At 72.5% G+C, this 25,456-nt stretch carries 20 protein-coding genes; 6 read left to right on the forward strand and 14 right to left on the reverse strand.

The genetic code is table 11. From position 1 onward, the window contains the following. Window positions 1-125: 125 nt before the first annotated feature. The 3 genes from LZ495_RS35980 to LZ495_RS35990 all read right to left on the reverse strand — a co-directional run bounded on the left by LZ495_RS35980 (window position 126) and on the right by LZ495_RS35990 (window position 3,558). Entirely contained in the window at window positions 126-1,379 is a 1,254-nt protein-coding gene (locus tag LZ495_RS35980; protein ID WP_235057358.1) for a cytochrome P450, read from the reverse strand. A gap of 259 nt (window positions 1,380-1,638) precedes the next feature. Beyond that, a complete protein-coding gene (locus LZ495_RS35985; protein ID WP_235057359.1) occupies window positions 1,639-2,382 on the reverse strand; it encodes a P-loop NTPase family protein in 744 nt (247 codons plus the stop codon). 246 nt (window positions 2,383-2,628) lie between these two features. Continuing rightward, entirely contained in the window at window positions 2,629-3,558 is a 930-nt protein-coding gene (locus tag LZ495_RS35990) for a TIGR03564 family F420-dependent LLM class oxidoreductase (RefSeq protein WP_235057360.1), read from the reverse strand. A 189-nt stretch (window positions 3,559-3,747) separates the two neighbouring features. Between LZ495_RS35990 and LZ495_RS35995 the strand changes: the two genes are divergently transcribed. After that, a complete protein-coding gene (locus LZ495_RS35995) occupies window positions 3,748-4,305 on the forward strand; it encodes a 3'-5' exonuclease (protein ID WP_235057361.1) in 558 nt (185 codons plus the stop codon). 149 nt (window positions 4,306-4,454) lie between these two features. Continuing rightward, the gene (locus LZ495_RS36000; protein ID WP_235057362.1) at window positions 4,455-6,161 is read left to right on the forward strand and encodes an amidohydrolase; all 1,707 of its coding nucleotides are present in this window, start codon (window positions 4,455-4,457) and stop codon (window positions 6,159-6,161) included. On the opposite strand, the gene ppgK is transcribed toward LZ495_RS36000, so the two are convergent. The 4 genes from ppgK to LZ495_RS36020 form a co-directional block, all read right to left on the reverse strand. After that, on the reverse strand, window positions 6,158-6,946 hold the full coding sequence (gene ppgK / locus LZ495_RS36005) for a polyphosphate--glucose phosphotransferase (RefSeq protein WP_235057363.1): 789 nt from the start codon (window positions 6,944-6,946) through the stop codon (window positions 6,158-6,160). The two genes, LZ495_RS36000 and ppgK, sit on opposite strands and share 4 nt — an antisense overlap. A gap of 100 nt (window positions 6,947-7,046) precedes the next feature. Continuing rightward, a complete protein-coding gene (locus tag LZ495_RS36010) occupies window positions 7,047-9,737 on the reverse strand; it encodes a right-handed parallel beta-helix repeat-containing protein (protein ID WP_235057364.1) in 2,691 nt (896 codons plus the stop codon). A gap of 185 nt (window positions 9,738-9,922) precedes the next feature. Beyond that, on the reverse strand, window positions 9,923-11,125 hold the full coding sequence (locus tag LZ495_RS36015) for an LCP family protein (RefSeq protein WP_235057365.1): 1,203 nt from the start codon (window positions 11,123-11,125) through the stop codon (window positions 9,923-9,925). A gap of 277 nt (window positions 11,126-11,402) precedes the next feature. Continuing rightward, the gene (locus LZ495_RS36020; RefSeq protein ID WP_235057366.1) at window positions 11,403-12,071 is read right to left on the reverse strand and encodes an ACT domain-containing protein; all 669 of its coding nucleotides are present in this window, start codon (window positions 12,069-12,071) and stop codon (window positions 11,403-11,405) included. 265 nt (window positions 12,072-12,336) lie between these two features. On the opposite strand from LZ495_RS36020, the gene LZ495_RS36025 reads away from it, so the two are divergent. After that, window positions 12,337-13,941, forward strand: coding sequence for a flavin monoamine oxidase family protein (locus LZ495_RS36025; protein WP_235057367.1), 1,605 nt, complete (start codon window positions 12,337-12,339; stop codon window positions 13,939-13,941). 59 nt (window positions 13,942-14,000) lie between these two features. Then, complete coding sequence (locus tag LZ495_RS36030) at window positions 14,001-14,648, forward strand: Rid family hydrolase (RefSeq protein ID WP_235057368.1); 648 nt, start codon at window positions 14,001-14,003, stop codon at window positions 14,646-14,648. Window positions 14,649-14,937: 289 nt separating this feature from the next. Here LZ495_RS36030 and LZ495_RS44410 read toward each other — a convergent pair whose 3' ends face one another. From LZ495_RS44410 to LZ495_RS36055, 5 genes are all read right to left on the reverse strand, one after another. Beyond that, complete coding sequence (locus tag LZ495_RS44410) at window positions 14,938-15,933, reverse strand: tetratricopeptide repeat protein (protein WP_268823802.1); 996 nt, start codon at window positions 15,931-15,933, stop codon at window positions 14,938-14,940. A gap of 131 nt (window positions 15,934-16,064) precedes the next feature. Beyond that, window positions 16,065-17,423, reverse strand: coding sequence for a YhgE/Pip domain-containing protein (locus LZ495_RS36040; RefSeq protein ID WP_235057369.1), 1,359 nt, complete (start codon window positions 17,421-17,423; stop codon window positions 16,065-16,067). Then, window positions 17,420-18,106, reverse strand: coding sequence for an ATP-binding cassette domain-containing protein (locus tag LZ495_RS36045; RefSeq protein ID WP_235057370.1), 687 nt, complete (start codon window positions 18,104-18,106; stop codon window positions 17,420-17,422). The genes LZ495_RS36040 and LZ495_RS36045 overlap by 4 nt, the downstream gene beginning before the upstream one ends. 160 nt (window positions 18,107-18,266) lie before the next feature. Beyond that, on the reverse strand, window positions 18,267-18,521 hold the full coding sequence (locus LZ495_RS36050) for a DUF397 domain-containing protein (RefSeq protein ID WP_235057371.1): 255 nt from the start codon (window positions 18,519-18,521) through the stop codon (window positions 18,267-18,269). A 239-nt stretch (window positions 18,522-18,760) separates the two neighbouring features. Continuing rightward, the gene (locus tag LZ495_RS36055; protein WP_235057372.1) at window positions 18,761-21,229 is read right to left on the reverse strand and encodes a glycoside hydrolase family 3 C-terminal domain-containing protein; all 2,469 of its coding nucleotides are present in this window, start codon (window positions 21,227-21,229) and stop codon (window positions 18,761-18,763) included. 196 nt (window positions 21,230-21,425) lie between these two features. Here LZ495_RS36055 and LZ495_RS36060 point away from each other — a divergent pair, with 196 nt between their 5' ends. After that, entirely contained in the window at window positions 21,426-22,088 is a 663-nt protein-coding gene (locus tag LZ495_RS36060) for a TetR/AcrR family transcriptional regulator (RefSeq protein WP_235057373.1), read from the forward strand. 33 nt (window positions 22,089-22,121) lie between these two features. Here the strand turns inward: LZ495_RS36060 and LZ495_RS36065 are convergent, their stop codons facing one another. Both LZ495_RS36065 and LZ495_RS36070 read right to left on the reverse strand, forming a co-directional pair. Next, the gene (locus LZ495_RS36065; protein WP_235057374.1) at window positions 22,122-23,360 is read right to left on the reverse strand and encodes a MerR family transcriptional regulator; all 1,239 of its coding nucleotides are present in this window, start codon (window positions 23,358-23,360) and stop codon (window positions 22,122-22,124) included. 299 nt (window positions 23,361-23,659) lie between these two features. Next, entirely contained in the window at window positions 23,660-24,157 is a 498-nt protein-coding gene (locus tag LZ495_RS36070; protein ID WP_235057375.1) for a universal stress protein, read from the reverse strand. A 511-nt stretch (window positions 24,158-24,668) separates the two neighbouring features. Here LZ495_RS36070 and LZ495_RS36075 point away from each other — a divergent pair. Beyond that, window positions 24,669-25,013: a hypothetical protein gene (locus LZ495_RS36075; protein ID WP_235057376.1), complete on the forward strand. Its 345-nt coding sequence runs from the start codon at window positions 24,669-24,671 to the stop codon at window positions 25,011-25,013. Window positions 25,014-25,456: the final 443 nt, after the last annotated feature.

The following is a 25,456-nucleotide window of genomic DNA, read 5'->3' on the forward strand; positions in this document are numbered from 1 at the left end:
CCCTTTCCTCGCCCCGCCCCCCCCGCCCCCCCCGGGGCCCCCCCCCCCGGGGGGGGCGCCCCCACGGTCACTCTTACGAGTTCTTCTTTCGTGTGGTTCTTCCTTGCTCGTCCCGGCCGGTCGGATCAGGCGCCCGCGGGTGCCGTCCCGTCGTAGGAGACCCGCATCTCCTTGATGCCGTTGATCCACGACGAGCGCAGCCGGCGCGGTTCGGCGAGCAGGGAGATGTCGGGCATGGCGTCGGCGATCGCCTCGAACATGAGGTTGATCTCCAGGCGGGCGAGGTTGGCGCCGAGGCAGAAGTGCGGTCCGCCGCCGCCGAAGCCGAGGTGCGGGTTGGGCGCGCGGGTGATGTCGAAGGCCTCCGGGTCGGCGAAGACGTCCGGGTCGAAGTTGGCCGAGCCGTAGAACATCCCGACGCGCTGGCCGGCCTTGATCTCCTGGCCGCCGAGCACGGTGTCGCGGGTCGCGGTGCGCTGGAAGGACATGACCGGCGTCGAGTAGCGCACGATCTCGTCCGCGGCGGTGTCCGGGCGGGTGGCCTTGTAGAGCTCCCACTGCTCGGGGTTCTTGAGGAAGGCGTGCATGCCGTGCGTGATGGCGTTGCGGGTGGTCTCGTTGCCGGCCACCGCGAGGACCAGCACGAAGAAACCGAACTCGTCGGAGGACAGGCTGCCTTCCTCGGAGGCGTGCACGAGCTTGGTGACGATGTCGGGCATCGGGCAGGCCTTGCGCTCCTCGGCCAGGCCCATCGCGTACCCGAGGAGTTCGGCGGACGCCTGCCGGCCGACCTCGGGGCGGTCGACGTACTCGGGGTCGTCGTAGGCGAGCATGCGGTTCGACCACTCGAAGATCTTGCCGCGGTCCTCCTGGGGTACGCCGATCAGCTCGGCGATGGCCTGGAGGGGCAGTTCGCAGGCGACGTCGACGACGAAGTCGCCGCTGCCCTTGGTCTTGGCCTCGGCGACGATGCGCTCGGCGCGGCCGGTCAGGGCCGCCTTGAGCGCGTTGATGGCGCGCGGGGTGAAGCCGCGCTGGACGATCTGCCGGAGCCGGGTGTGCTCGGGCGGGTCGATGTTGATGAGCAGGTGCTTGAGGCCTTCGAGGTTCTCCGGCTGCATGTCGGGGCCGAACCGGATGATGGTGCCCTTGGCGTTCGCGGAGAAGACGTCGGGCCGGGTGGAGACCTCTTTGACGTCGGCATGGCGGGTGACGACCCAGTAGCCGTCGTCGCCGAATCCGGCGAGGCCGTGCGGCTGTTCGTTCCACCAGACGGGTGCGGTGCGGCGGAGTTCGGCGAACTCGGCGAGCGGCAGCCGGTCGGTGTAGAGCTCGGGGTCGGTGAAGTCGAAGCCGGGCGGGAAAACGGGGCAGGTCACGGACGGCCTCCTGCGGCTCTCGTCGGTGCGGTGGCGCACTGATGGCGCGGCACTGGCGGCGCGGCGCCGGCGACGGAGTGCGGGCGCGCGCTGGTGCATACGGCGGGAGCGGCAGGACATGGCCTTGTGGGCTGTCCCCCGTGCGGGTCAGCCTAAGGCTTCGGTCTGCCGAACGGAAAGCCTTCACGCGGGTTTTGCGGGATGGGATCCCTTGTTCTTCCGTGTTTTCGGCTAGCCGTTCGGCAAGTCGGATGCGTCGTCAGGCGGTGAAGCCGAAGTGGGCGGCGATCGCATCGGCAGTGTCCTGGAGAGGGACGGTGCCGTCGGTGGTGAAGACGCGCATCCCGCTGCGGGCGGCCTGGCGGCGCATCCTGCGGTCCCACATGCCGTCCCGGACGAGGCGCTTGGCGAGGATGTCGGGGCAGCCGGTGGCGCCGTGGCGCTCCTGCATGACGCGGGCCCGGAACTCCGCGGTGGGCAGCATGAAAACGGCGTGCGCGGGGTCGGTCAGCAGGGGTGCGAGGTGCTCGGGGAGCATGCCGAAGTAGTCGACGATGAGCGGGCCGTCGACGGGCCGCGCGAGGATGTCCTCGACCAGGTGCGCGAGGGTCTCGCCGTGCACGCTGGGGGTGGCGTGGAAGGCCTGCTTGGGGGTCCGGCCGGCCCAGAAGCTGCCTGGTGGCAGGCGGGCGAGCGCGTACAGGTTGGGGTGCTGCGGGCCGGAGCGGGCGATCCAGCCGGGCTCGTGGGGGTCGCCGTGGAAGACGGGGATGCCGTACTGCTCCCCGAGCATGGCCGACACGGTGCTCTTGCCGGCTCCGGTGCCGCCGGCCATCCACCGTACGTGCGAGAGGCGTTCGGCGAGCGTGGGGGCGTACGGGGCGGGCGGCAGGGTGGCCGCCGGGGCGGGCGCCGGGGTGTGCGGTGCCAGGAGCGCCTCGTCCGAACTGCGGGGGGCAGGAAGGACGGACAGGGGCGTGAGGTGCTCAGAAATAGGCGTCATAGCCGGGATTTTCCCACTATTTCATGCCCTGTACCTTTGCCGGTTTCGATGCGTCGGCCGAGGTGTGCAGGGGTGACGGACGGGCCCGCGCCGGGGTGTTGGCGGGTCCCGTGAGGAGGGGGCGGAGCAGGTGAAGAGGGCGCGCTGCACGGTGCTGCGAGGGGGTGCTGCAGTGCTGCGGGTGAAGGCGGGGCCGACCGGAGGGGAGAGGCCGGTCGGGTCAGCGCGCCCGGTGGGGAGTGCCGGTCAGATCAGCGAGCGGAGGAATTCCTCGGTGCGGGCGAGGGATTCGCTGCGGTCGGGACCGAGACCGAGCGGGGCGGCGATCAGATCGGTGCCGCCCCCGTCGGTATAGGAGCGCAATCGGGCGGCGACGGTCTTTTCGTCGCCGATGAGCGCCACGTTTGCCGGCGAACCGGCGTCACCGAGGCCCAACACACGCTGGTAGGCCGGGATTTCCTGGTACATCGCGAACATCCGGGCGGCCTTCTCGCGCGCCTCGCCGGCGTCGTCGACGATGGCGACCGGCAGGCCGACGATCACGCGCGGCGCGGGACGCCCGGCGGCCTCGGCGGCGGCGTTGATGCGCGGGGCGATGTGCTCGCCGACCGCGCGTTCGTCCGCCCAGTAGGTGATGGTGCCGTCGGCGACCTCGCCGGCGAGCTTGAGCATGAGCGGGGCGAGGGCGGCGACGAGAACCGGGTACGGACTGCCGCCGGGCACGTCGAGGAGTGCGCCGATCTTGTACAACTCGCCTTCGTAGGCGATGCGTTCCATGCCGCCGGCCTGCGCGGCCTTGAGGATCTCGACGTACTCGCGCACGTGCCGCGCGGGGCGCTCGTAAGGCAGGCCGTACATGCCCTCGATGACACCGGGGTGCGACGGGCCGATGCCCAGCGCGAGTCGGCCGCCGGTGGCGGCCTGGGTGGTCATGGCCTGCTGGGCCATCGAGACGGGGTGCCGCGGGTAGGTCGGCACCACCGCGGTGCCCAGTTCGATACGGCTGGTGACCTGGCCGGCGAGGGCGAGGCCGGTGAGCGCGTCGAGGCTCCACGGCATGTGCGGCAGCCAAGCGGACGCGAAGCCCGCGTCCTCGGCCTGGCGGGCGCGTTCGAGCAGCGTGTCGATGCCGGTGCGGCCGCCGCTGACGTCGCCGATGAACACCCCGATCCGCATCCGTCCTGCCTCCGTGTCCGCTGTCCGCTGTCCTGGCCGCACCATGTCCGGGTACGCGGGCGGGCCGGCTCGTCGCCGGCCGGGCCGCAACCTCGTCGCGCGACGGTACATCGTCGGACGGGTTCCTGGCGACGCCCGGGGCCGGAAAATCCGTACCGGCCACCCTGGCGGGGCTGCTTTGATCCGCGCATGGCGAAACGACTGCTGGACCGGATCCTCGTGGTGGACGTCGAGGCGACCTGCTGGGACGGGCCGGTGCCGGAGGGGCAGGCCAACGACATCATCGAGATCGGCATCGCGGTGCTCGACGTGGCGACCGCCGAGCGGGTCGACCGGCGGGGCATCATCGTGCGTCCGGAGCGCTCGTCGGTGAGCCCCTTCTGCACCGAGCTGACCACCCTCACCCAGGAGGACGTGGACGCCGGGATCTCCTTCGCGGAGGCCTGCGCGATCCTCCGGACGGAGTACCGCGCGCACGAACGGGTGTGGGCGAGCTGGGGCGAGTACGACCGCCAGCAGTTCGAACGCCAGTGCGCCGCGCTGGGCGTCCCGTACCCGTTCGGCACCCGGCATCTGAACGCGAAGACGCTGTACTCGCTGGCCCGCGCGCTGCCGCGCGAGCCCGGCATGGCGGGCGCGCTCGCGGATGCGGGCCTGCCGCTGGAGGGCACCCACCACCGCGGCGTGGACGACGCGTGGAACATCGCGGCGCTGCTGGGCGGGCTGCTGGCGGCCGGGCGGAGCTGAGCGGGCCCGGCGATGATCGCGAAGGGCGGTTTTCGGCCGCTTCAGGGCGGCCCGGTCTGGGTATCGGGCGGAGGTGGGCGCCGACGGCCGCGGTCGGCCCGGCGCGCATCGTCCGACGGCACACCGACCGACCCGGGAGCGGCACCAGCATGGCAGCGGGACGTACCGACAGCAGCGACGACCGTGCCGGACACCGCGAGCCCGATCCCGAGCGCCCTGTCGTGCACGACGCCGACATCTTGTTCCTCGGCACGGCGGTGACGATGGACGGCGACCGGCCGTTCGCGGACGCGGTGGCGGTCCGGGACGGGCGGGTACTGGGGGTCGGCAGCCGGATCGACGCCGAGCAGTGGCGGGGTCCGGGCACCCGGATCGTGGAGCTGGGGGCGCGCTGCCTGCTGCCGGGGTTCATCGAGGCGCACGGGCACCCGATCGTCGAGGCCCGGTTGTTCGGCACCGACCTGGTGGACATCCGGCCGATGACGGTGCCGACCGCGGCGGAGGCGGTGGACGTCGTCCGCAAGACGCTGTCGGTGCGCGGCACCGAGGGGGCGTCGTTCATCGGCTGGGACCCCCTCGGGCACGGTCCCGGGCTGCCGGATCCGACGCTGCAGTGGCTGGACGAACTCTCCCCGGACGCCCCGCTGGTGATCCTCACCCAGTCGGCGCATCTGGGGTTCTTCAACTCGCGGGCCGCCGAGCGGGCCGGACTCGACGCCACGACGCCGGATCCGTCGGGCGGGCGGTTCGGGCGCGAGGAGGACGGCTCGCTGAGCGGGACGGCGTACGAGCAGAGCGCGATCCGCGCGCTGTTCCCCGACCACCGCAATCCGCGCGAGCAGTTCGCGGCGGCGCTGAGCCGGGAGGTGACCCGGCTCAACCAGGTCGGGGTCACCACGATGAGCGAGATGGCGTGCCTGCCGGAGTGGCGGGCCGCGCTCCTCGATCCGAACCGGTCGTTCGACGGACTGACCGTGCGGCTGCGGCTGTACGCGCCGGCCGAGGAGACGCCGCCGATCGGCGTGCATCCGGGCGAGGGCAACGACATGATCCGCGAGGTCGGGGTCAAGATCTGGGTGGACGGCTCGCCGTGGGTCGGCAACATCTCGGTGTCGTTCCCGTACCTGGACACGGAGTTGACGCGCAGCCTGGGGCTGGGCACGCGGCCGCGGACCACCACGAACTACTCGTGGGACGCGCTCGCCGCGATCGTGGAGGCGTACTTCCCGCTGGGCTGGCAGGTCGCCTGCCACGCGCACGGCGACCTGGCGATCGACATGGTGCTGGACGTGTACGAGAGCGTGCTCTACCGCTATCCGGGGCGCGACCACCGGCTGCGCCTGGAACATGTAGGCGCGATGCGCGAGGACCAGTTCGTACGGGCGGCCGGACTGGGCGTGACGGCAAGCGTGTTCATCGACCACGTGTACTACTGGGGCGACCTCCTCACCGAGGAGTTGTTCGGGGAGACGTACGGGGCGCGGTGGGCGTCGGCACGGTCGGCGGTGGACGCCGGCATGCGCATCTCGCTGCACAACGACCCGCCGGCGACGCCGGAGAACCCGCTGCACAACATCACCGTGGCCACCACGCGGAGGTCGCGCTCGGGGCGGGTGCTGGCACCGGAGGAGTGCCTGACGGTCGCGCAGGCGCTGCGGGCGGAGACCATCGATGCGGCGTACCAGCTGTTCTGCGACGACGTGACGGGGTCGATCACGCCGGGCAAGTACGCGGACCTGGTGGTGCTTTCGGCGAACCCGTACGACGTGGCGCCGGAGGACATCCGGGACTTGGACGTGGTCGCGACGTTCCTGGCGGGGCGCCAGGTGCACGGGGACCTGTGGGCTGAGGGCTAGGGCGCCTGCTGGCTCTGGGGCAGGAGGGCGTCGCCGCATTCGGTGCGGGCGGCGAGGGCGGCGCCGACGATGCCCGCGTCGTTGTGCAGCGAGGCCGGGACGATCTCGGCGCGCACGTGCTTGATGTGCGGCAGGAATTTGTCGGCCTTCTTGCTCACCCCGCCGCCGATCACGAACAGGTCGGGCGAGAACAGCATTTCGAGGTGCTGCAGGTAGCGCTGCACGCGGTGCGCCCAGTGCTCCCAGCTGAGGTTGTGCTCCTCGCGCACGTTGCCGGAGGCGTGGTGCTCGGCTTCGTGCCCGTTGAGTTCGAGGTGGCCGAACTCGGTGTTGGGGACCAGCACTCCGTCGCGGAAGAGGGCGCTGCCGATGCCGGTGCCGAAGGTCAGGAGCAGAACGGTCCCGGTGCGGCCCTGCCCGACGCCGCACCGCATCTCGGCGATGCCGGCCGCGTCCGCGTCGTTGACGACGGTGACGGGCAGGTGCAGCGACTCGGAGAAGAGCTTGCGGGCGTCGAGGTCGACCCAGCCCTTGTCGACGTTCGCGGCGGTGCGGGTGATGCCGCCGAAGACCACGCCGGGGAAGGTGATGCCGACCGGCCCGCGCCAGGAGAAGCGCGCCACGATGTCGCGGACCACGTCGAGGACGGCCTCCGGCTCGGAGGGGTGCGGGGTCAGCTGCCGCACGCGCTCGTGCAGGAGGCGTCCCGCCGCGGTGTCCACGGGGGCGCCTTTGATCCCCGTGCCGCCGATGTCGATGCCCAGGCAGGTGTCCACGTCGTCCATTTTCGCCCGTCCTCCGCAGTCTGGTCGGCTACGCCACGACCAGGGATGCCCCGGGACGAGAGGAACCATTCCGACCAAGCGGGCTTATGCCTCGCCTGCTTCACCCCGGCAGGTCGGGCAGGTCCGCCGCATGCAGCGTCCGGAGCTCCTCCATGCCCGCCTCCGGCATCCGGGCGAGCCGCGAGGCGTGGTTCTCGATCATCGTCTCGAAGGTCCTCCGCGCCTCGCGCGCGTTGCCGAAGCCGCTGCCGCGCGGGAGCCGCCGGAAGTACGTCAGGAGCGAGCCGCGGGCGGCGTCCGTCAGGACGTACTCGTGCTCGGCGACCTGCTTGCCGGTGATCTCGACCAGGTCCTCCGCGGAGTAGTCCTGGAAGGTGATGGTGCGTGAGAAACGGGATCCGAAGCCGGGGTTCGACGAAAGGAACCGTTCCATCTCGTCGGTGTAGCCGGCCACGATGACCACCACGTCGTCGCGGTGGTCCTCCATGAGCTTGACCAGCGTGTCGATGGCCTCGCGGCCGAAGTCGCGGGACGGGTCCGGCGGCGCGAGGCTGTAGGCCTCGTCGATGAACAGCACGCCGCCGCGGGCCCGGTCGAAGACCTCCTTGGTCCGCGGCGCCGTGGAGCCGATGTGCTCGCCGACCAGGTCGACGCGCGAGACCTCGACGAGGTGTCCGCGGCGCAACACCCCCAGGGCGGCCGCGATTTCGCCGTACAGCCGGGCGACGGTCGTCTTGCCGGTGCCGGGTGAGCCGGTGAAGACGAGGTGGCGGCGCAGCGTGGGGGCCTTGAGGCCGGCCTCTTCGCGGCGGCGGCCGACCGAGATCAGGTCGATGAGGTTGCGGACCTCGGTCTTGACCGAGGCGAGGCCGACCAACGCGTCGAGTTCGGCGAGGAGTTCCTCGGGGGTCCGGGTCTCGGCGCGTTCGTCGTCGCCCCCCGGGCTGCCGCCGTCGCGGGCACCGGGCACGCTGAGGCGCTCGGTGAGGGTGGCGACGCCGGCGAGCTTGGACTGCGGGGCCAGCAGGCCGGGGCCCGTGCCGGGCTCCCCGCCCCCGCCGCTGCCCGTACCGCCTGCCCCGCCGGTGCCGCTGCCGTCGGTGCCGGTGCCCGGGCCGTCGCCCTGCGAGGTGCATTCGGCGGCGATGGGGCCGGCGTCGGCGAACTCGAAGCCGCCCTTGACGTTGCCGCGGGTCCGGCAGCGCATGAACGACGGCTGGCAGCCCTCGCGGACGTGCACGCCGAAGCCGCGCCCGTTGGCGATCTCGCAGTCCTCGAAGTCGCCGCGGCCGCCGCCCGAGATGCGGATGCCCTCGCCGGTGGCGCGGTCGACGGTGACGCGGCGCACGGTCGGCCCGGCCGCGCCGGTGACCGAGACGCCGTCGGTGACGTCCTCGATGACGCAGTCGGCGATGATGCCGCCGCAGTCGGACTCGGTGAACCAGATGCCGGTGGTGCCCTTGCGGATGCGGCAGCCGTTGACCGACACGATCGCGCCCTGGCCGACCGAGATCGCGGTCTCCTCGACGTCGTGGATCTCGCAGCCCTGCATGGACAGTCCGGTGCCCACACCGCCGACCTTGACGGCGTCCAGGACATCGTGGATGCGGCAGTCGCCGAGCGCGGCGTCCGCCCCGTCGCCGACCCAGACCGCAGGGTGGCCGCCGGTCGAGTCGTGGAACTCGCAGTCGATGACGGACGCGCGGGCGCCGTGGTCGGCGATCGACAGGCCGTTGCGGCCGAAGCTGCGCAGCGTGCAGTTGGTGAGGGTGACCTCGGAGTGGCCGTGCACGTCGACACCGCTGCGGCCGGTGTCGCGCAGCCGGCAGCCGACCAGGGTGGCCGTGCCGCCGCGGTCGACCGAGACGCCGTTGGCCTCGGCGTCGCGGATGGTGCAGTCCTCCAGCGTGAAGGAGGCGAGGTCGTCGACCTGGACGCCGGTGCCCTTGACCGCGGTGATCTCGGTGCGCACCGCGCTGCCCGAACTGGACTGGCCGCCCACCGAGATGCCCGCCCAGCCGACGCGCTCGACGCGGCAGTCCAGCACCGTGGGCGCGGCGCCGCCGGCCACGCAGATGCCGCCGCCGCCGACGTCGTGGATGTGGCAGGAGACGAGTTGCGGCATGGCCTGGTCGCCCGCAAAGACGGCGGGTTCGGTGTCCGAGCCGTCGTGGATCTCGCAGTCGGTGACGGTGCCGCCGGTGCCCGGGCCGCTGAAGCGCAGGCCGTGTCCGGCGACGTCGCGCACCCGGCAGTTGCTGAGCGCGGGCCGGGCGCCGTCGCGGACGTCCACGCCCTCGCGGCCGGTCTCGGCGATGTCGCAGTCCTCGAAGGTGCCGCGGGCCATTCCGGTGACGCCGACGCCTATCCCCTGCGGGTTGGCGATCCGGCAGCGCCGCACCATGGGGTCGGCGCCGCCGCGGACCTCGAACGCGATCACCGAGACCGCGCGCAGGGTGAGTTCCTCGAGGACGGGGGCGCAGCCGTCGACGACGACCGCGGAGGAGAGCACGCCCGCGCCGCCGACCACGTTCAGGCCGTGCACGGCGGCATCCGCGAGGAGCGTCAGCGCGACGCCGTCGACGGCCTCCAGGGAGACCGTGCCGGGCCCGTCGGCGCACGTCAGAGTGATCGGGACGGAGACGACCAGGTCTTCCTGGTACGTCCCGGCCGCGACGACGACGGAGTCGCCCGGTGCCGCGGCGGCGACCGCCTGGCCGATCGAGGAGTACTCCCCCGAACGCCGCCGCCAGCGGGTGCCCTGCACGACCTGAAGAACCCGACCCGCCATGGCGTGCTTGCCACCAACCCCTCGGTATCACGTAGTTCGCACGGTGGAACACCGCGACCACGTCGGCGCGGACCGCGCGGGCATGGTCACCTGCACCGTACAGTCCAACGACGAGGGGTCACGCCGAGGTCACGGGTTACCGCCCGCGATCAGCCGCCGGGTGCTAGGGACCCGGCAGGCCGATTTCACCCGTTGTGCCGGTACGTACCGCCGGCCGTGGCGGTGGGCGACGGGGTGCCGCTGCGCCCGGGGGAAGGCGTGCTGCTGCTTCCGTCCGCGGGGGCGTCCGCGGGCGTCGGGACCACTGCCGCCGACTCGTCCCGCAGGCGCGCGAACTGGACGTCCGCCTCCGGGCGCAGCAGCGCGACCCGGTTGGGGTCCGGGGTGTACGTGGTGATCGGCACGGTCTCGAACTTCACCGCGCTCTGCGGCATGTTCTTCAGACTGGTCAGCAGGTCGTACAGGTCGCTCAGCGAGCCGAGCCCCGGGTCCGTGGTGATGGCCTTGGTGGCCGCGTCCAGGATCCCGTAGAGCCGCGTGGGGCTGGTCAGCAGGCTTTCCTTCTTGACCTTGTCGACCATCGCGGTGAGGAACTGCTGCTGGCGTTCGATGCGCTGGATGTCGCTGCCGTCGCCGATGCTCTTGCGGGCCCGGACGAACCCGAGTGCCTGCTCGCCGTCGAGCGTGACGTCGCCGGCCGGGAGCTGCAGCTTGGCGGCCTTGTCGTCGATGGGCTTGTCGAGGTGCATCGGCACACCGCCGAGCGCGTCGACGAGCTTCTTGAAGCCGGTGAAGTCGACGGTGATCTGGTGGTCGATGCGCACGTCGGTGAGCTGCTCGACGGTCTTGATGGTGCAGGCCGTGCCGCCGACCTCCATGGCGCTGTTGAACATGCCGAAGTACGGGCGCGACATCGTCCCGTCGTTCTTCTGGCAGGCCGGCACCTCGACCATCAGGTCGCGCGGGAAGCTGACCCCCAGGGCGCTCTTACGGCCTTCGGGGACGTGCAGCAGGATCGTGGTGTCGGAGCGCTGCGTATCGCCCGGGTCGGAGCCGTACTGGGCGTTGTCGCCGGACCGGGAGTCGGTGCCGACGAGCAGGATGTTGAGTGCGTTGGTGGCCGCCGGCCGCTCGCTCTCGCCGAGCTTGGCGGCGAAGTCCTCGGTCTTGATGTTGCCGTTGAGCCGGTCGTAGATCCACCAGCCGATGCCGCCGAGGGCGAGCAGCAGGACGGCCATGCCGGCCGCGAGCCCCACGAGGATGCGCTTGCGGCGGCGCGTCCGCAGGGTACGGCGGCGCTGCGCGCGGCCCGGTCGCATGCCGCCGGCGGCGGCTGCGGTCTCCGGGTGGCCCGCGGCGGCCGGGGGCTCCTGATGCTCTTCCTGCACGGATGTCGCTTTCGTCTGGCCCCCGGACTGCCATGTCACCGGGTTCCCCACGCGAGCTGCGGGCAGGCGTGCACGACTTAAGCGGAACCCGGTACTCCGGATAGACGGAGTCGACGGCCCCCGCGGTTCCGGATTTGTACAACTGTGCCACTGATCACATAAAGCCGCGATCCATGATCAACCCCCTGAACCGGACATCACGCGTGCGGCCGAACGCCCCCGCGGGACGCCCGGCCGCATGCACGCTCGGCAGGCGGGTGAACCCCCGCCGCCCGCCTCAGGTCGGCTGCGCGGTCCGGTTCGCGCGCGGCGCGGCCCGGCTGCCCAGGACGCCGAGGACCACGTCCACCAGGCGGCCCAGCCGCTCCAGCTCGCTGCGGTGGAAGGCCGGCCCGTCGGTACGCACCACGAAAAGCGTCAGCCAGGAGAGGCCGATCGGGGCAGCCGCCCCGAAGACACCGCTGCCGTGCAGGTCCTTGTCGAACTCCAGCGCGAGCGGGCGCAGCGGCGAGACCGACGGAAGCTGCGGCGCGCCCGGCGCCTGCCAGCTGGAGTGCACCACCGAGCGGCTCTTGTTGCCGCGCGTGGCCACCGCCCACTCGGCGTGGAACAGGCCGGGCGCGGCATCCACCAGCGTGGCGACCGCGCGGCCCGGGTCGCGGGCCACCTGGCCCAGGACGTCCAGCTCGGGCGAGGAGCCCGGCACCTCGCCGGCCGCCCAGCAGCCGTCCACCCGCACCCCGGCGAGCGTCTCCAAGGACTCGACCAGCCGGCCGACCGGCCGCTCGCCCGGCCACGAGACGGTGAACTCGTCGACCGCCCGGCCGGTGTTGCGCTCGAGCACGGTCATCTGCAGCACATCGGCACCCGCGGTGCCCAGCGCGTGGGTGACCCGGGCGAGCGATCCGGGCCGGTCGGGCAGCGAGACACGCAGGCGGAACAGCATGCGGAGACCGCCTCCTCTGAGTGGTGCGAACAAGTGGTGCGAATACGTGGTGCGAATGAGTGGTGCGAAGTCGGTTGATGTCGATTATGCGGCTGTTCCGATCATCGGACCGGCCCATTTCGTGCATGTTGCCGAGTGATGACACCCGAGTGCGAGTCCCGGACGTCCACTCTCATGATCTTTTGACAACCGCACGGAAACCGCCGGGCCATCCCCCCGCAACACCGCTCCCTCAAGATCCTCGCCATCGAGAGGGAGAGTGTGCATGCAAGCAGAAACGTCACGTCGGAACTTCCTGCGCTCGGTCGGCGTCGCCGGCGGCGCGGGCGTCCTCTACTCGACGATGGGCGCCATGGGACTGGCACCGGTGCCCACCGCCACCGCGGCCCCGTACCGCGCGCCGTCCGAGTCGGACTTCAACCTCGCCGGCCGCCACGGCCGCAAGAAGGTCGTCATCCTGGGCGCGGGCGTGGCCGGCCTGGCCGCCGCGTACGAGCTGGGCAAGGCCGGGTACGACTGCCGCATCCTGGAGGCCAAGGACCGCTCCGGCGGCCGCAACTGGACGGCCCGCGGCGGTACCTCGGAGACCGATCTGGACGGCCGCACGCAGCGCGCCCGCTTCAGTGACGGCCAGTACATGAACTGCGGCCCGGGACGCCTGCCCCAGTCGCACGTCACCCTCGACTACTGCCGCGAACTCGGCGTCCCGCTGGAAGCGTTCGTCAACGCCAACGCGGACGCGTACATCTACCACGAGAACGTCCCGGCCCTCGGCGGCAAGCCGATGCGCTGGCGGACCGCCAAGGCCGACGTCTACGGCCACATATCCGAGCTGCTCGCCAAGGCCACCGACCAGGGCGCCCTCGACGCCGCCCTTACCAAGGACGACAAGGACCGCCTGATCGCGTTCCTGCAGAGCTTCGGCGCCATCAAGGGCAAGGCCGACGGCTTCAAGTACACCGGCGGGAGCCGCCGCGGCTACACCGTCGAGCCGGGCGCCGCGCACGAGAAGGGCACCGTGCTCGGCAACGTGCCGTCCGTCTCGGACGTGCTGGCCAGCGGCGTCGGGCAGCGGTTCGCCTTCGAGTTCGGCTACGACCAGGCCATGATGATGTTCCAGCCGGTCGGCGGCATGGACGCCATCCCCAAAGCGCTCGAACGCGCGGTGGGGCGGCACCGGATCACCTACGGCGCCTGGGCCACCGGCGTCGCGAACGTGCCCGGCGGCGTCGAGGTGTCCTGGAAGGACGGCCGCGGCCGCGAGCAGGTCGAGCGCGCCGACTTCTGCGTGGTGGCCACGCCCCCGCAGATCGCCGCCCGACTGCGCCACAACCTCGGCGACGCGGTCACCAGTGCGCTCAAGACCCCCGTGCCGATCTCGGTCGGCAAGATCGGCCTGGAGTACCGGCGGCGCTGGTGGGAGCTCGACGACCACATGTACGGCGGCGTCGTCCCGACCGACCTCGACCTGGCCACCCTGTGGTTCCCGTCGTACGGCTACCAGGGCCGCCGCGGCACGGTCATCGGCTACTACAACTTCGGCGCGGCGGCCGACGCGTACGGCAAGCTCACCCCCGAGGAGCGCACCAAGCGGGCCGTCGACCAGGGCGCGAAGGTCTTCGGCGACCGCTACCGGACCGAACTGGACGCCTCGTTCAGCGTCGCCTGGCACCGCACCCCGGGCATCGAAGGCGGCTGGGTCGGGTGGCCGAACCAGGACGGCCCCGAGTACAAGCTGCTCAACCAGCCCCAGGGCAACGTCTACTTCGCGGGCGACTGGCTCAGCTACGTCATCGCCTGGCAGCACGGCGCGTTCACCTCGGCCCGCAAGGTCGTCACCGAGATCCACCAGCGGGTGATGGCCGCATGACCGCCGGCCTCGCCCCGACCCCGGAAGAACCCACTCCCGCGAAAGGCGGCGGCACCGGCATGACCCGACGACGCAAGGCCCTGATCGCCCTCGGCTCCAGCGCGGTCCTCCTCGGCACGGGCGTCACCGTCGCCGTCGGCCACGACAACCGCATCGGCGACAAGGAAGTCCGGGTCATGCTGCCCCCGGGCCAGAACAACCCGGCCATCGCCCAGGGCGTCGGCACCGGCGGCGAAGTGGCCATCTACACCAGCAGCGGCCTCGGTCCCGGCGCGCTCAACCCCAACGCCCCGGCGGGCAGCCCGGAGAGGTTCACCGACCCCGCGATGACGGCCGGCGCGGAAGGCGTCACGGTCACCGAGGCCCAGGCCCTGGTCGTCCTCAAGGCCATCCAGGACAACCTCAAGGCGGCCGGCCTCACCCCCGCCGACGTCATCACCATGAAGTGCTACCTGATGAAGCCCCCCGGCGCCGCGACCGCCGACTACGCGGGCTGGAACCGCGCGTACCGGCAGTTCTTCGCGAACATCGACCTCGCCACCAAGCAGGTCGTCCCCGTCCCCATGGGCACGTCGCCGGCCAAGGCCCCCATCCTCGCCAACAACGCCCGCCCGGCGCGCGCCACGATGGAGGTCGTCACCCTCGCCGTCCCCGGCTGGCTGGTCGAGGTGGAAGTCACCGCCGCCTACCCGAAGAACCGCAAGTAGCCCACCCGCACGCCGATTCCGGCCGCGCGGCGCCCGCGGCGGCGCCGCGCGGCCGCGGCCGTTCCCGGGCCACGGCGCCCCACGCCCTGCCGGGCCCGGGGGGGGCCCCGGCGGGGGGGGGGGGCCCCGGGGCGGGGGGGGGGGGGGCGCCCCCCCCCCGGGGCGCCCCGCGGCCGCGGCATGTCCGGGGACTCGGCGCCCCTCGCAGTGCCGGCCGCGAGGGGCCGTGCGGGCTTGGGCCGCCCGGCTCGGCGCGAGATCCGCGGACACGCCCCGGCCGGGCCTGGTCTCAGGCGGCCTTCTTGGCCTTCTTCGGGTCCTGGGGGCGGGCGCCGGCCTTGGGGCCCCAGGTCCACCAGTCGAGGGCCCGGCGGGCGTTCTCGGTGTCGGGGTGCTCGGCGCCGAGGATGCGGGTGCAGTCCGCGGCGAGTGATTCGAGGAGGGCGCGGGCGGTGCCCGCGTCGCCGGATTCGCCGGTCCAGTGGGCGAGGTTGTGGCGCATCACCAGGGTGTCGGGGTGGCCGGCGCCGAGGGCGCGGACGGCGTCGGTGACCAGGACGCGCAGTATGTCGCGGGCGCGCTCGGCGCCGCCGGACTCGCCGGTCCACCAGGCGAGGTCGTGGCGCGCGGTGAGCGTGTCGCGGTCCTCGGCGCCGAGGACCTGCTCGCGTTCGCCGGCCACGTCGGTGAGCAGGCGGGCGGCCTCGGCCGGGTCCCCCGCGCGGCCGACCCACTGAGCGTGCTGGTGGCGGTTGGTGAGGGTCTCGGCGTGCACCGGGCCCAGGACGTCGGTGCAGCTGTCGACGACCGGGCGCAGCAGGCGCACCGCGGCGCCTGCGTCGCCTGCCTCGCCGATCCAGCGGGCCCATGCGGCGCGGGCGTTGAGGGTCTCGGGGTCGTCGGCGCCGAGCAGCGTCACATAGTCGGTGGCGACGTCGCGGGCCAGGGCCTCGGCCGTGACGGCGTTGCCGGAGACGCCGAGGCAGAAAGCCTGGTTGTGGCGGGCCAGGAGGGTGTCCGGGTGCTGGGCGCCCAGCAGGCGGGCGTATTCGGTGGCGAGGTCGGCGAAGGCCGCGGCGGCCTCGGTGGCGCGGCCTTCCTCGCCCAGTGCCTGTGCCCACTCCGCGCGCGCGTCCAGTGCGCCGGGGTGGTCGGGCCCTAGCTCCTTCAAGGCGGCCTCAGCTCTCTCGTGCAGCGCCTGTATTCGGTCCACGTCCTGCGCGGGCCGCTGGGCGGGATACCCCGCGACCTCCGCGTGCTGCGTCTTGTCGTTCTCGACGCCCATCCCCCAACACCCTCCTCGTTCCGTGCGCCGCACCCTTCTCCCCCGGCTCCGATTCTCCTGCGAGAACGGGCCGTGCGGCATGCATATGACGACGGTACGCGGCTGAGCGGTTCAGGGCTGCGGGGGCGTCCCTACAGTTCGATGGCCGGTTTCATGCGGGTCATCGTCCACATACGGCGCCGGGCCAGGACGAGTGCGGAGACGGCCAGTGCGGTGACCAGGAAGGCGGCCAGGACGAGGAAGGCGCGGGTCAGTACCCAGCTCTCGCCACCGGAGATGGTCACGCGCAGGCCGTCCACCAGGTAGGTCATGGGCAGGACGGGGTTGAGCGCACGGAACGGCGCGGGGGTGGTCTCGATCGGGTAGAGGCCGCCGGCCGAGGTCAGCTGCAGCATGAGCAGGACCAGGGACAGGGCGTCGCCCACCGCTCCGAATGCGACGTTGAGCAGGTGGTCGACGGCCACGAAAGCCGCGGCGGCGAGGGCGAGGAGTCCGAGGGTCTTGCCGACGGAGTCCGGGTCGAGGCCGAGTCCGAGGTCGACGACGCCGTACAGGATGTACGCGCCGACGACGCCGATCGCGGCGGCCGGGAGCCAGCCCGCGAGGGCGACCGTGAGGGCGCCGGAACGCCCGGCGAGGGCACGGGCATTGAACGGCTTGAGGACCAGGTAGGCGGTGAGGCCCAGGACCCACAGGGCGATGCCGAAGAAGAACGGTGCCATGCCGCGGCCGTAGATCTTGGCGGGGTGCAGGTTCTCGATGCCGATCACGACCGGTTCGACCAGGGCGCTGGTCGCGCCTTGGGCCTGCTGCTGGTTCGCGGGGGCGGGGACGGCGGCGGACAGCTGGTCGAGGCTGCCGGCGAGTTGCGCGGCGCCTTCCTGGAGCTGCGGGACGGGGGCGGTGCCGATGCCGTTCTGCAGTTGCCGGGCGCCGGCCGCGGCCTGGCCCAGTTGCTGCTTGAGGGTGCCGAGTTCGCCGAACGCCTGGCCGGCGTACGTCTGCTGCACGGCCTGGGTGATGGCGCCCTGCAGGGTGGCCTTGGCGCTCTCGGCGGCCTTGCCGATGATGAAGCCGTTGGCGTCGTTGAGGGTCATGGTCAGCCGCGCCTGCCCGGCGGAGGCGGTGGGCCCGGCGGCGAGCTTGGCGCTGAAGTCGGCGGGGATGGCGACGGTGAAGTAGTAGTCGCGGTCCTCAAGGCCGTCGCGGGCCTTCTTCGCGTCGGCCTGCTCCCACTTGAACGTCTTGGACTTGAGCAGGGTGTCGGTGAGTTGCGCGCCGGCCGCGACGGTGGTGCCGCCGGACGTGACCGGCCGGTCCTCGTTCACGATGGCGACGGGCACGTCGACGAAGCGCCCGTACGGGTCCCAGTTGGACCACAGGTACAGCGAGCCGTAGAGCAGCGGGACCAGGCTGATGACGATCGGGACGATCATCAGCGGCCCGCGGAAGCGGCACAGTTCGAGCCAGGCGAGGCGGAGGGCGTTCACCGGCGGGCCGCCCTACGCGCGCGCAGGTGGGTGTCGTGCCCGGGCAGGGCGACCACCAGATCGGGCGCAGCGGGCCCTGGCGGCGGCGTGGCGGTCGAGGTGGCCACGACGGTAGGGCCGCTGTGCGCGAGGGCGCGTACGGCGTACCAGGCGCGTTCCAGGTCGCTGCCCGCGATGCCGGCGTCGACGTCGTCGACGAGGACGCCGGCGGGCTGTTCGGCGGCGGCCAGCGCGAGGAGCAGCAGGAGCTGTTCCACGCGGGACAGTTCGCCGGCGAGGGTGCGCCGGTCGCAGGCGAGGTCGACGAGGTCGAAGGCGTCGGCGAGCGATTCGCCGGTGACGCGCGGGCCGCCGATCGCGCGGCGCTCGGTGATGAGTTCACCGACCGTGAGGCGTTCCTCGAGGTCGATCGCGGGCGTCGCGCGGGCCACCGCGATGCGCCGGCGGGCGGCCTTGGCGCCGCGCGGGAGTTCGGTGCCGTCGATGCGGATGCGGCCGCGCGCGATCTTGAACCGGGCGCCGAGCGCGAGCATGAGCGCGGTACGCCCGGAGCCCGCGGGCCCGGCCAGGACGCTCAGCGACCCCGGCCGCGCGTCCAGGTCGACGTCGGCGACCACGGTTCCTTCGAAGCCGCGGACCGCGACCCCTTCGGCGACGATCTCCACTCCACGCGCTGCTGCCATGCGTCGACTCGGCCTCCTCGGACATACCGGGCATAAGGGTTTGTCCGAGGAGATAACCGAGGCGTGGCCGGTCAAACGAGTGAAACGGGTGAAAGATCAGAAAATGCGCATTGGTTGCCGCCCGGCCGGGGAGCTGCCCCGCTGCGGCGGCGCCTGCGGGCTACAGCCGGTCGAGGTCGAACTCGCCGTCCTTGACGCCCAGCACGAACGCGTCCCACTCGCCCTTGGTGAACCGCAGGATCGGGCCTTCGGGGTGGATCGAGTTGCGCATCGCCACCGCGCCGCCGCCGATCTCCGCGGTCTGCACGACGCCCTCGCCGGTGGTGTCCTCGCCGTAGCTGATCCACTCGGCGCCGCTGATGTCGCGCGCGTACAGCTCGGCCTTCTCCGCGTCCATCTCTTCCTGCGTCGCCATCGCGCCGTCCCCTCGTCTCGCGTCCCGCACCGTCCGGTGGTCCGACGTCAACGTACGACACGGCACCGGCGCGCGAATACCGTACGGCGGAACTCGGTTACACACCGCGGCCGTCCGATACAGGGGCCGGACGGCCGCGCGCGGGTGTGCCGGCCGACTGTCGCCGGGCACACCGTGCATACGCGCACGTCGGAGCGGGGCCACCGGTAAGTGCCGCCCCGACGCACGCGGACCCTGGGTTACAGGGTGATCTCCGTGCCGACCCGCAGGTCGGCCGAGCTGCGGCCGGCCGCCACGCGGTAGGCGCCCGGGACGACGGTCCAGCCGCCGGCCTCGGTGTCCCAGCGCGCGAGGGTGGCCGCGTCGACCGCGACGCGCACGGTCGCGGTGCCGCCGGCCGGCACCTCGACGGGCGCGAAGCCCACCAGGCGCAGCGGCTCGGGGCCGCCGAACAGTTCGCCGCCGGCCGGCTCCAGGTAGACCTGCACGACCTCGCGGCCGTCCCGCGCGCCGGTGTTGGCGACGGTGACGTCGACGGTCAGGCCGCGCTCCGCGTCGCCCTCGACCGCGGCCGACTCGTACGACCAGTCGGTGTAGCCCAGGCCGTACCCGAACGGGTAGGCGGGGACCGCGCCGCGCAGCGCCCAGAGCCGGTAGCCGATGGCCGGCTCGGCGTACACATGCCCGCCCTCGGGCACCGCGGTGGACAGGAGCGGGACGTCGTCCTCGGCCGCCGGGTACGTGGTGGGCAGCCGCCCGCCCGGCTCCGCGGCGCCGGTCAGCACGTCGCCGAGTGCGGCGCCGGCCTCCTGGCCCGGCAGCCACGCCCACAGCAGCGCGGCCACGTCGCCGCGCCACGGCATGAGCACGGGCGAGCCGGCGTTGACGACCACGATCGTGTTGGGGTTCGCGGCCGCGACGCGCGCGACGAGTTCGTCGGTGCGGCCGGGCAGCTTGAGGTCGCGGCGGTCGAAGCCCTCGGACTCGATGTCCTCGGTGGTGCCGACCACCACGATGGCGACGTCCGCGGCGGCGGCGTCCGCGACCGCGGCGTCCATCTCCTCGTCCTCGGGCAGGCGCGGGCCCTCCCAGCCCAGGCCGAGCGCGGCGAACTCCATGGCCGGGTCGGTCGTGTAGCGCACCGACAGGTCGACCGGGACGCCTGCCTTGGCGGGCACCTCGACGCGCTGCAGCGGCGGCTTGAGCAGGTTCTCGATGATGTCGTGGCCGTCCGCGGCCAGGCGGAAGGCGTGCTCGGCGCCGTCCGCGGCCAGCTCGAAGCCGCCGATGCCGCGGACGTCGAACAGGTGGGTGCCGTCGGTCTCCGGCGTGATGCGCGCGGACGCCACGATCACGGTGGCGCCCTCCGGCATGCTGCCCGGCCAGAAGACCAGGTTGGAGCCGAGCCGGTGGTCGGCGCCCAGCGAGTTGCCCTCGGCGTCGAAGAACTCGACGCGCAGGCCGGCTTCGCCGCTCTCCGGGTGCACCGACGCGGCGGGCGCCATGTCGGGCAGTGCGCGGTGCGTGAAAGCGCCCGCGCGGACGGTGAGTTCGACGTCCGGGCCGAAGGCCTCGCGGAGCCCCTCGGGGATGCCGACGACGTGGTCCGGGTTGACGTGCGCGCTGCCGCCGCCCTGCGCGGACATGCGGACCGCGTTGGGGCCGACGACCGCGACGCGCGCGACCGCGCTCTTGTCGAGCGGCAGGGCGCCCTTGTTCTCCAGCAGCACCATGGCCCGGGCGGCGATCGCGCGGACCTGCGCGACGGCGTCCGCCGGAGTGGTGGCGTCGCCGCGCGGGGCGGTGTCGCCGAGCACGCCGACGCGGGCCGCGAGGCGCAGGATGCGGATGACCTTGTCGTCCAGGACCGACTCGGGGACGCGGCCTTCGCGGACCGCGGCGACCATGGCGTCGCCCCACTCCTCGACCGGGCCGGGCATCGCGATGTCGGTGCCGCCGAGCGCGGCGGCCTCGGTGGTCTGCACCGCGCCCCAGTCGGAGATGACGACGCCGTCGAAGCCCCACTCGTCCTTGAGGACGTCGTTCTGCAGGCGGCTGTTCTCCGTCATCGCGGTGCCGTTGGTGCGGTTGTACGCGGACATGATGAGCCACACGCGCGCCTCGCGGACCGCCGCCTCGAACGGCGCGAGGTAGACCTCGCGCAGCACGCGCTCGTCCACCTGGACGTTGTAGCTCATGCGCTCGGTCTCGGAGTCGTTGCCGACGAAGTGCTTGATGGTGGCGCCGACGCCCGCGGACTGCACGCCCTCGACGAAGCCCACGCCGACCTTCGCGGTCAGCAGCGGGTCCTCGGAGTAGCACTCGAAGTGCCGGCCGCCCAGCGGGCTGCGGTGCATGTTCACGGTCGGCGCGAGCAGGACGTGGATGTCCTTGTCGCGGGCCTGAGCACCCATCAGGAAGCCGACCCGGCGGGCCAGTTCGGGGTCCCAGGCGGCCGCCTGCGCGGTCGGCGAGGGGAACAGCAGCGAGGTGTCGCGCTCGTCCCACAGCACGCCGCGCACGCCCACCGGGCCGTCCGAGACGCGCAGCTTGCGCAGGCCGATCTGCGGCAGCTCGGGCAGGGACCAGAAGTCCTCGCCCACGATCAGGCGCACCTTGTCCTCGACCGAGAGCCGGTCCACGAGACCGCGCAGCTCGTCGTCGCCGATACCCGTCTCGGGGGTGCTGTCGGACGTGTCAATCGTCATCGCGGCCTACCGTCGCTTTCCTGGTTCACGGCCCCGTTCAGGGACGCGGAGGGTCGCCTGCCGCCCGCCGCGCGCGGGAGCCGCGGCCCGGACTCCCCGGAACGGTAACCGCAAAAACCTTATACTCGGTAGCTTTGTTACCTGTACGTGACGTAGCCAACGTCGCGGGAAAATCCGGGCACGGCAGGATGGGGGGATGGACGCAACAGAGACGGCGAAGCGGACCGCGACCGCAAGCGCGGCGACGGGCCGGGGCCGCGGCCGCCGGCAGGGCTATGCCACCGGCGACGCCCGCCGCGCGCGCATCCTCAACATCGCTCTCCAGGAGTTCGGCGAGAACGGCTACCGCGGCACGTCGCTGGCCCGCATCGCGGAGCGCGCCGAGCTCACCCAGGCCGGCCTGCTGCACCACTTCCGCAGCAAGCAGGAGCTGCTGACCGCGGTCCTGGACCTGCGCGACGCGATGGACGCCGAGCGCCTGGACCTCAGCAACCTCCCCGACGGCGGCGAGCCGACCCTGCTGGCGCTGGTCGCCCTGGTCGAGCACAACGCCCGGCAGCCGGGCATCGTGCAGCTGTTCACCGTGCTCACCGGCGAGGCGGTCACCACCGACCACCCCGCGCACGGCTGGGCCCAGGAGCGCTACCGGCTCCTGTCCACGTCGATCGCGACCGCGCTGCAGCACGGCGTCCAGGCCGGCGAGCTGCGCGCGGACCTGGACGCGACGGCCTGCGCCCAGCAGGTCATGGCCATGATGGACGGGCTCCAGCTGCAGTGGCTGCTGGACCCGGAGCGCATGGACATGGCCGCGACCTTCCGGGCCTACATCGACGGGCTGCTGAAGCAGATCTCGGCCTGATCCCCCGGACGCCCGCCGGCCGCGGGCGCCGGGTCAGAAGTCGCGGCCCGCGCCCGCGGGGTCCGCGTCCTTCTCGGCGGCGGTCAGCTCGGTGAGCACGCCGGCCAGGTCCCATCCCGAGAGGCTCGCTATCGCCTCGCGGAACGTGGTCAGCGCGAACAGGTCGCCGCGCGCCGTCATGCGGCCGTCCACCAGCGCCTCGCGCGGCAGCGAGCGGTCGTTGTCGAGCAGCAGGCTGCGCGCGGTCGGGTAGTCCATGTGGATCATCAGGTCGGGGCCCGGCAGCAGCCCTGGGCGCACCAGCACGCGCCCGTGGAAGACATCCAGGTGGAGCTCCGCCGGATCGTCGCGGCCCGGGACGTCGCTGACCACGATGTCGACCACGGCCGGATGCGGCGTGCGCTTCTCCGGGTCGGGCGTGATGAGCCGGCTGAGCCGCGACACCGCGGCGATCCACTCGTCCGACATGAACGGGTAGCGCTCGAGCGCGGGCGCGTCCGGCTCGGCGGGCGCCTCGGGCAGCACCTCCGCGCTCTCCGCCTCCAGCACCCGGCCCAGCGTCTCGCCGAGCTGACGGGTCGCCAGGCGCCGCATGGCGCGCGCCAGTTCGCTGTCCACGGCACGCTGGGCCAACGGCCGCAGGCGGCGGATCAGCTCGGCCATCTCGGGCGCCTCGTCCTCCAGCGAGGAGTCCTTGAGGTAGTGCTGCCACAGGTACGTCTCGGTCAGCTGCATGAACGACCCGGCGACGCGCTCCATATCGGCCCGCAGCGCCCGCAGATGGTCGAGCACCGCGTGCACCGGGACGCCCGCCGCGTGCAGCTCGGCGCAGACCGCAAGTTCGCGCGGGCTCGGCACCCGGAACACGGTCAGCGAATCGTCCTCCGGTTCGAGCAGCCCAAACTGGACCGCGCCGGCGATCACCACCGGGTCGGACAGGCCGCCGAACATCGCGGTCAGCTCGGCCCGCGTCATGCGGCCCGGCTCCTCGTCGCTCCACGGCCCGGTCACCTCGGCGACCAGCCCGAGCACGCCGCCGAGGCTGCGGCCGTTGTCCCAGGCGTCCAGAAGCTCCTTGATGCTCACCAGGCTGTAGCCGCGCTCCAGGAGCTGGCCGATCAGGCGGAGGCGCGCCAGATGGCCGCCGTCGTACAACGACACCCGCCCGGCGCGGCGCGGCCGCGGCAAAAGCCCGCGGTCCTGGTACGCCCGCACGTTGCGTACGGTCGTACCGCCCTCGCGGGCGAGGTCCTCGATCCGGTAGTCCGCCAACCTCGTGCCTCGCGTTCTTGTCTGTCACCCGACCACAGCAGTGCGCAGTTTCGTGGTTGGGCGCCAACGTAATGCAGGCGGGCGCGAACCTCGATCACGAGTGACCGCCGAAATGAGGGGCGATATCGGGCACATCGCGACACATCAGGAATTATTTCCGCCCCGGCGGGCCTCCCGGGCCGTCGGCCGGCCGGGGCGGGGGCGCCGCAGGGCATCCGGACGCCGTGTCCGGCGACCGGTGCGCACCGGGCTCCGGAGACAGCACCCCGGGGTGCGTCTCAGGGGCGCCCGGGCACGCCTCAGGGGATCACGACGACCGGGCGCTTGGCGTGCTTCACCAGGCGGCAGGCCACCGAGCCGAACAGCCGGCTGACGAACCCGGAGGAGCCGCCGACCACGATCGCGTCGGCGGCGAACTCCTTCGCGACGTCCTCGATCTCGTGGCAGATGTCGCCGCCGCGCTCCACGAGGATCCACGGCACGTCGCTGAGATGGTCCGCGCAGGCCAGTTCGAGGCCGAGGGCCTCGGACCGGTTGTCCGGCACGTCGATGAAGACGGGCGGCTCGCAGCCGGCCCACACCGTGGCCGGGATCCGGTTCGCCACGTGCACGATGACGAGCCCGCCGCCGAGGCGCCGGGCCATGCCGGCCGCGTACGCCAGGGCGCGTTCACTGGCGCCCGAGCCGTCGAAACCGACGACGACCGGGTGCTGGAACGCGGGGTCGCGGGGGCGCTGGGATTCGGGACGGAGCAACGGGGTGCCGTCCGGCAGGTCACTGAAGTCGAAAGCAGCCATGGCAATCGGGCGTCTTTGCCGAGGGAGGGACCGCGGGCCCCTCAAGATCAAAGGAAATGCCTGTTCGTGTGCCTATGCGTACAGATTACGTCTTGCGGTCGGAAACGGACAGGCCGTGCGGTGGTCGAGCACGCACGATATCCGCCCGGGACGGCCTGCGGGAGACCCTGGACGCCGCTATCCGTCCATCCGGGTGAAGTCATCGCGGAAGGACGTCCTCGCGGGCGTGCGCGGGCGGACCGGAAGCCGCTCCGGAATGCCGCAGGCGCGCCGGAAGTACCACCGAAGGAGTCGGCCCGCGTCACCGGTACGAGGGCCCGGCGGGCCCGGAATCCCGGCCGCCCGTTACCCCCGGCCCGGCGGCCGCGTTGCACACGACGACACCGCGTGTCCGGACGGCCACGTCGACCGGGGCGGCGATCCCGGGTGCGCGGCACCGTCTCGCGGACGCCGACCCCGGGTCGACGCGGCCGGGTCGCCGGGCCGGGCACCGCACGAGCGAGGAGGACCCGTGGCGCAGCGCTCGGGCACCGCCGCTCCGGCGCGCCCCCGGTCCCGCAGCCGCAGCGCGGGTCCCGCGAATCCCGAGTTTGTCGACATTCCTGAAGTCGGTGCCGCCGACCCGGCATCCCCTGCCGACGAAGCGGCCGAAACCGCCGCACGGCCGCCCGTCGATCTCGACGAGCTGGCCCCCTGGTACGCCCTCGCCGCATGCTGCGCCGCCCTTGCGCTCCTGGCCACCGGGGCCGGCCCCGCCTGGTCCGCGGCCGCGGCCGCGGGGCTCCTCGCGGCCGGCGCCGCAGCCCGCATGGTGATCCGCCGGAATTCCCCGCACACCATCAGTAACGCCGCATAAATTTCATTCACGAAATTCGCGGCACAATCCGGGCATTGCTCCGCGAAGAGTCACCACAGGTGGTGTGACCGCCATCACAAACAGGCATATCTACATAACGTCACGTGGAGAACACCATGCATAGACAAGCCCAGAAAGAGTAAGTTCCGATCTTGGGTGACTTGAGTGGCGTGTGTGAACTACTGAGACTCGCCATCAACGACCCCTCCCGTCCCGCCGGTGTTCTGCCGGACGGGGTCGCGGAGGGCTGAAGGGGGCGATCGGAGCCATGAGCAGGACCGACGGTCGGCAGGCGGGGCAGCGCATCCGGGTCGGCACGGCGGCTGCCGCACGCGAAAGCGGGCCGGACGCGGAAGCGGTGCCTTCCGAGGCGGCGCCCGCGGCCGAAACCGGCTCCCGCACGGCAGCCGCGGATGTCGCGATACCGGCGGCACGCAGCGCGG

Origin of the sequence: Yinghuangia soli (assembly GCF_021502675.1) — a bacterium.
GTDB classification, from domain to species: Bacteria; Actinomycetota; Actinomycetes; order Streptomycetales; family Streptomycetaceae; genus Yinghuangia; species Yinghuangia soli.

What these genes read in the sequence shown, in the direction of transcription:
- LZ495_RS35985 (WP_235057359.1), bottom strand. Translation starts at nt 2,382, where the DNA reads ATGACGCCTATTTCTGAGCACCTCACGCCCCTGTCCGTCCTTCCTGCC.
- LZ495_RS35990 (WP_235057360.1), bottom strand. Translation starts at nt 3,558, where the DNA reads ATGCGGATCGGGGTGTTCATCGGCGACGTCAGCGGCGGCCGCACCGGC.
- LZ495_RS35995 (WP_235057361.1), top strand. Translation starts at nt 3,748, where the DNA reads ATGGCGAAACGACTGCTGGACCGGATCCTCGTGGTGGACGTCGAGGCG.
- LZ495_RS36000 (WP_235057362.1), top strand. Translation starts at nt 4,455, where the DNA reads ATGGCAGCGGGACGTACCGACAGCAGCGACGACCGTGCCGGACACCGC.
- ppgK (WP_235057363.1), bottom strand. Translation starts at nt 6,946, where the DNA reads ATGGACGACGTGGACACCTGCCTGGGCATCGACATCGGCGGCACGGGG.
- LZ495_RS36010 (WP_235057364.1), bottom strand. Translation starts at nt 9,737, where the DNA reads ATGGCGGGTCGGGTTCTTCAGGTCGTGCAGGGCACCCGCTGGCGGCGG.
- LZ495_RS36020 (WP_235057366.1), bottom strand. Translation starts at nt 12,071, where the DNA reads ATGCTGTTCCGCCTGCGTGTCTCGCTGCCCGACCGGCCCGGATCGCTC.
- LZ495_RS36025 (WP_235057367.1), top strand. Translation starts at nt 12,337, where the DNA reads ATGCAAGCAGAAACGTCACGTCGGAACTTCCTGCGCTCGGTCGGCGTC.
- LZ495_RS36030 (WP_235057368.1), top strand. Translation starts at nt 14,001, where the DNA reads ATGACCCGACGACGCAAGGCCCTGATCGCCCTCGGCTCCAGCGCGGTC.
- LZ495_RS44410 (WP_268823802.1), bottom strand. Translation starts at nt 15,933, where the DNA reads ATGGGCGTCGAGAACGACAAGACGCAGCACGCGGAGGTCGCGGGGTAT.
- LZ495_RS36045 (WP_235057370.1), bottom strand. Translation starts at nt 18,106, where the DNA reads ATGGCAGCAGCGCGTGGAGTGGAGATCGTCGCCGAAGGGGTCGCGGTC.
- LZ495_RS36050 (WP_235057371.1), bottom strand. Translation starts at nt 18,521, where the DNA reads ATGGCGACGCAGGAAGAGATGGACGCGGAGAAGGCCGAGCTGTACGCG.
- LZ495_RS36055 (WP_235057372.1), bottom strand. Translation starts at nt 21,229, where the DNA reads ATGACGATTGACACGTCCGACAGCACCCCCGAGACGGGTATCGGCGAC.
- LZ495_RS36060 (WP_235057373.1), top strand. Translation starts at nt 21,426, where the DNA reads ATGGACGCAACAGAGACGGCGAAGCGGACCGCGACCGCAAGCGCGGCG.
- LZ495_RS36070 (WP_235057375.1), bottom strand. Translation starts at nt 24,157, where the DNA reads ATGGCTGCTTTCGACTTCAGTGACCTGCCGGACGGCACCCCGTTGCTC.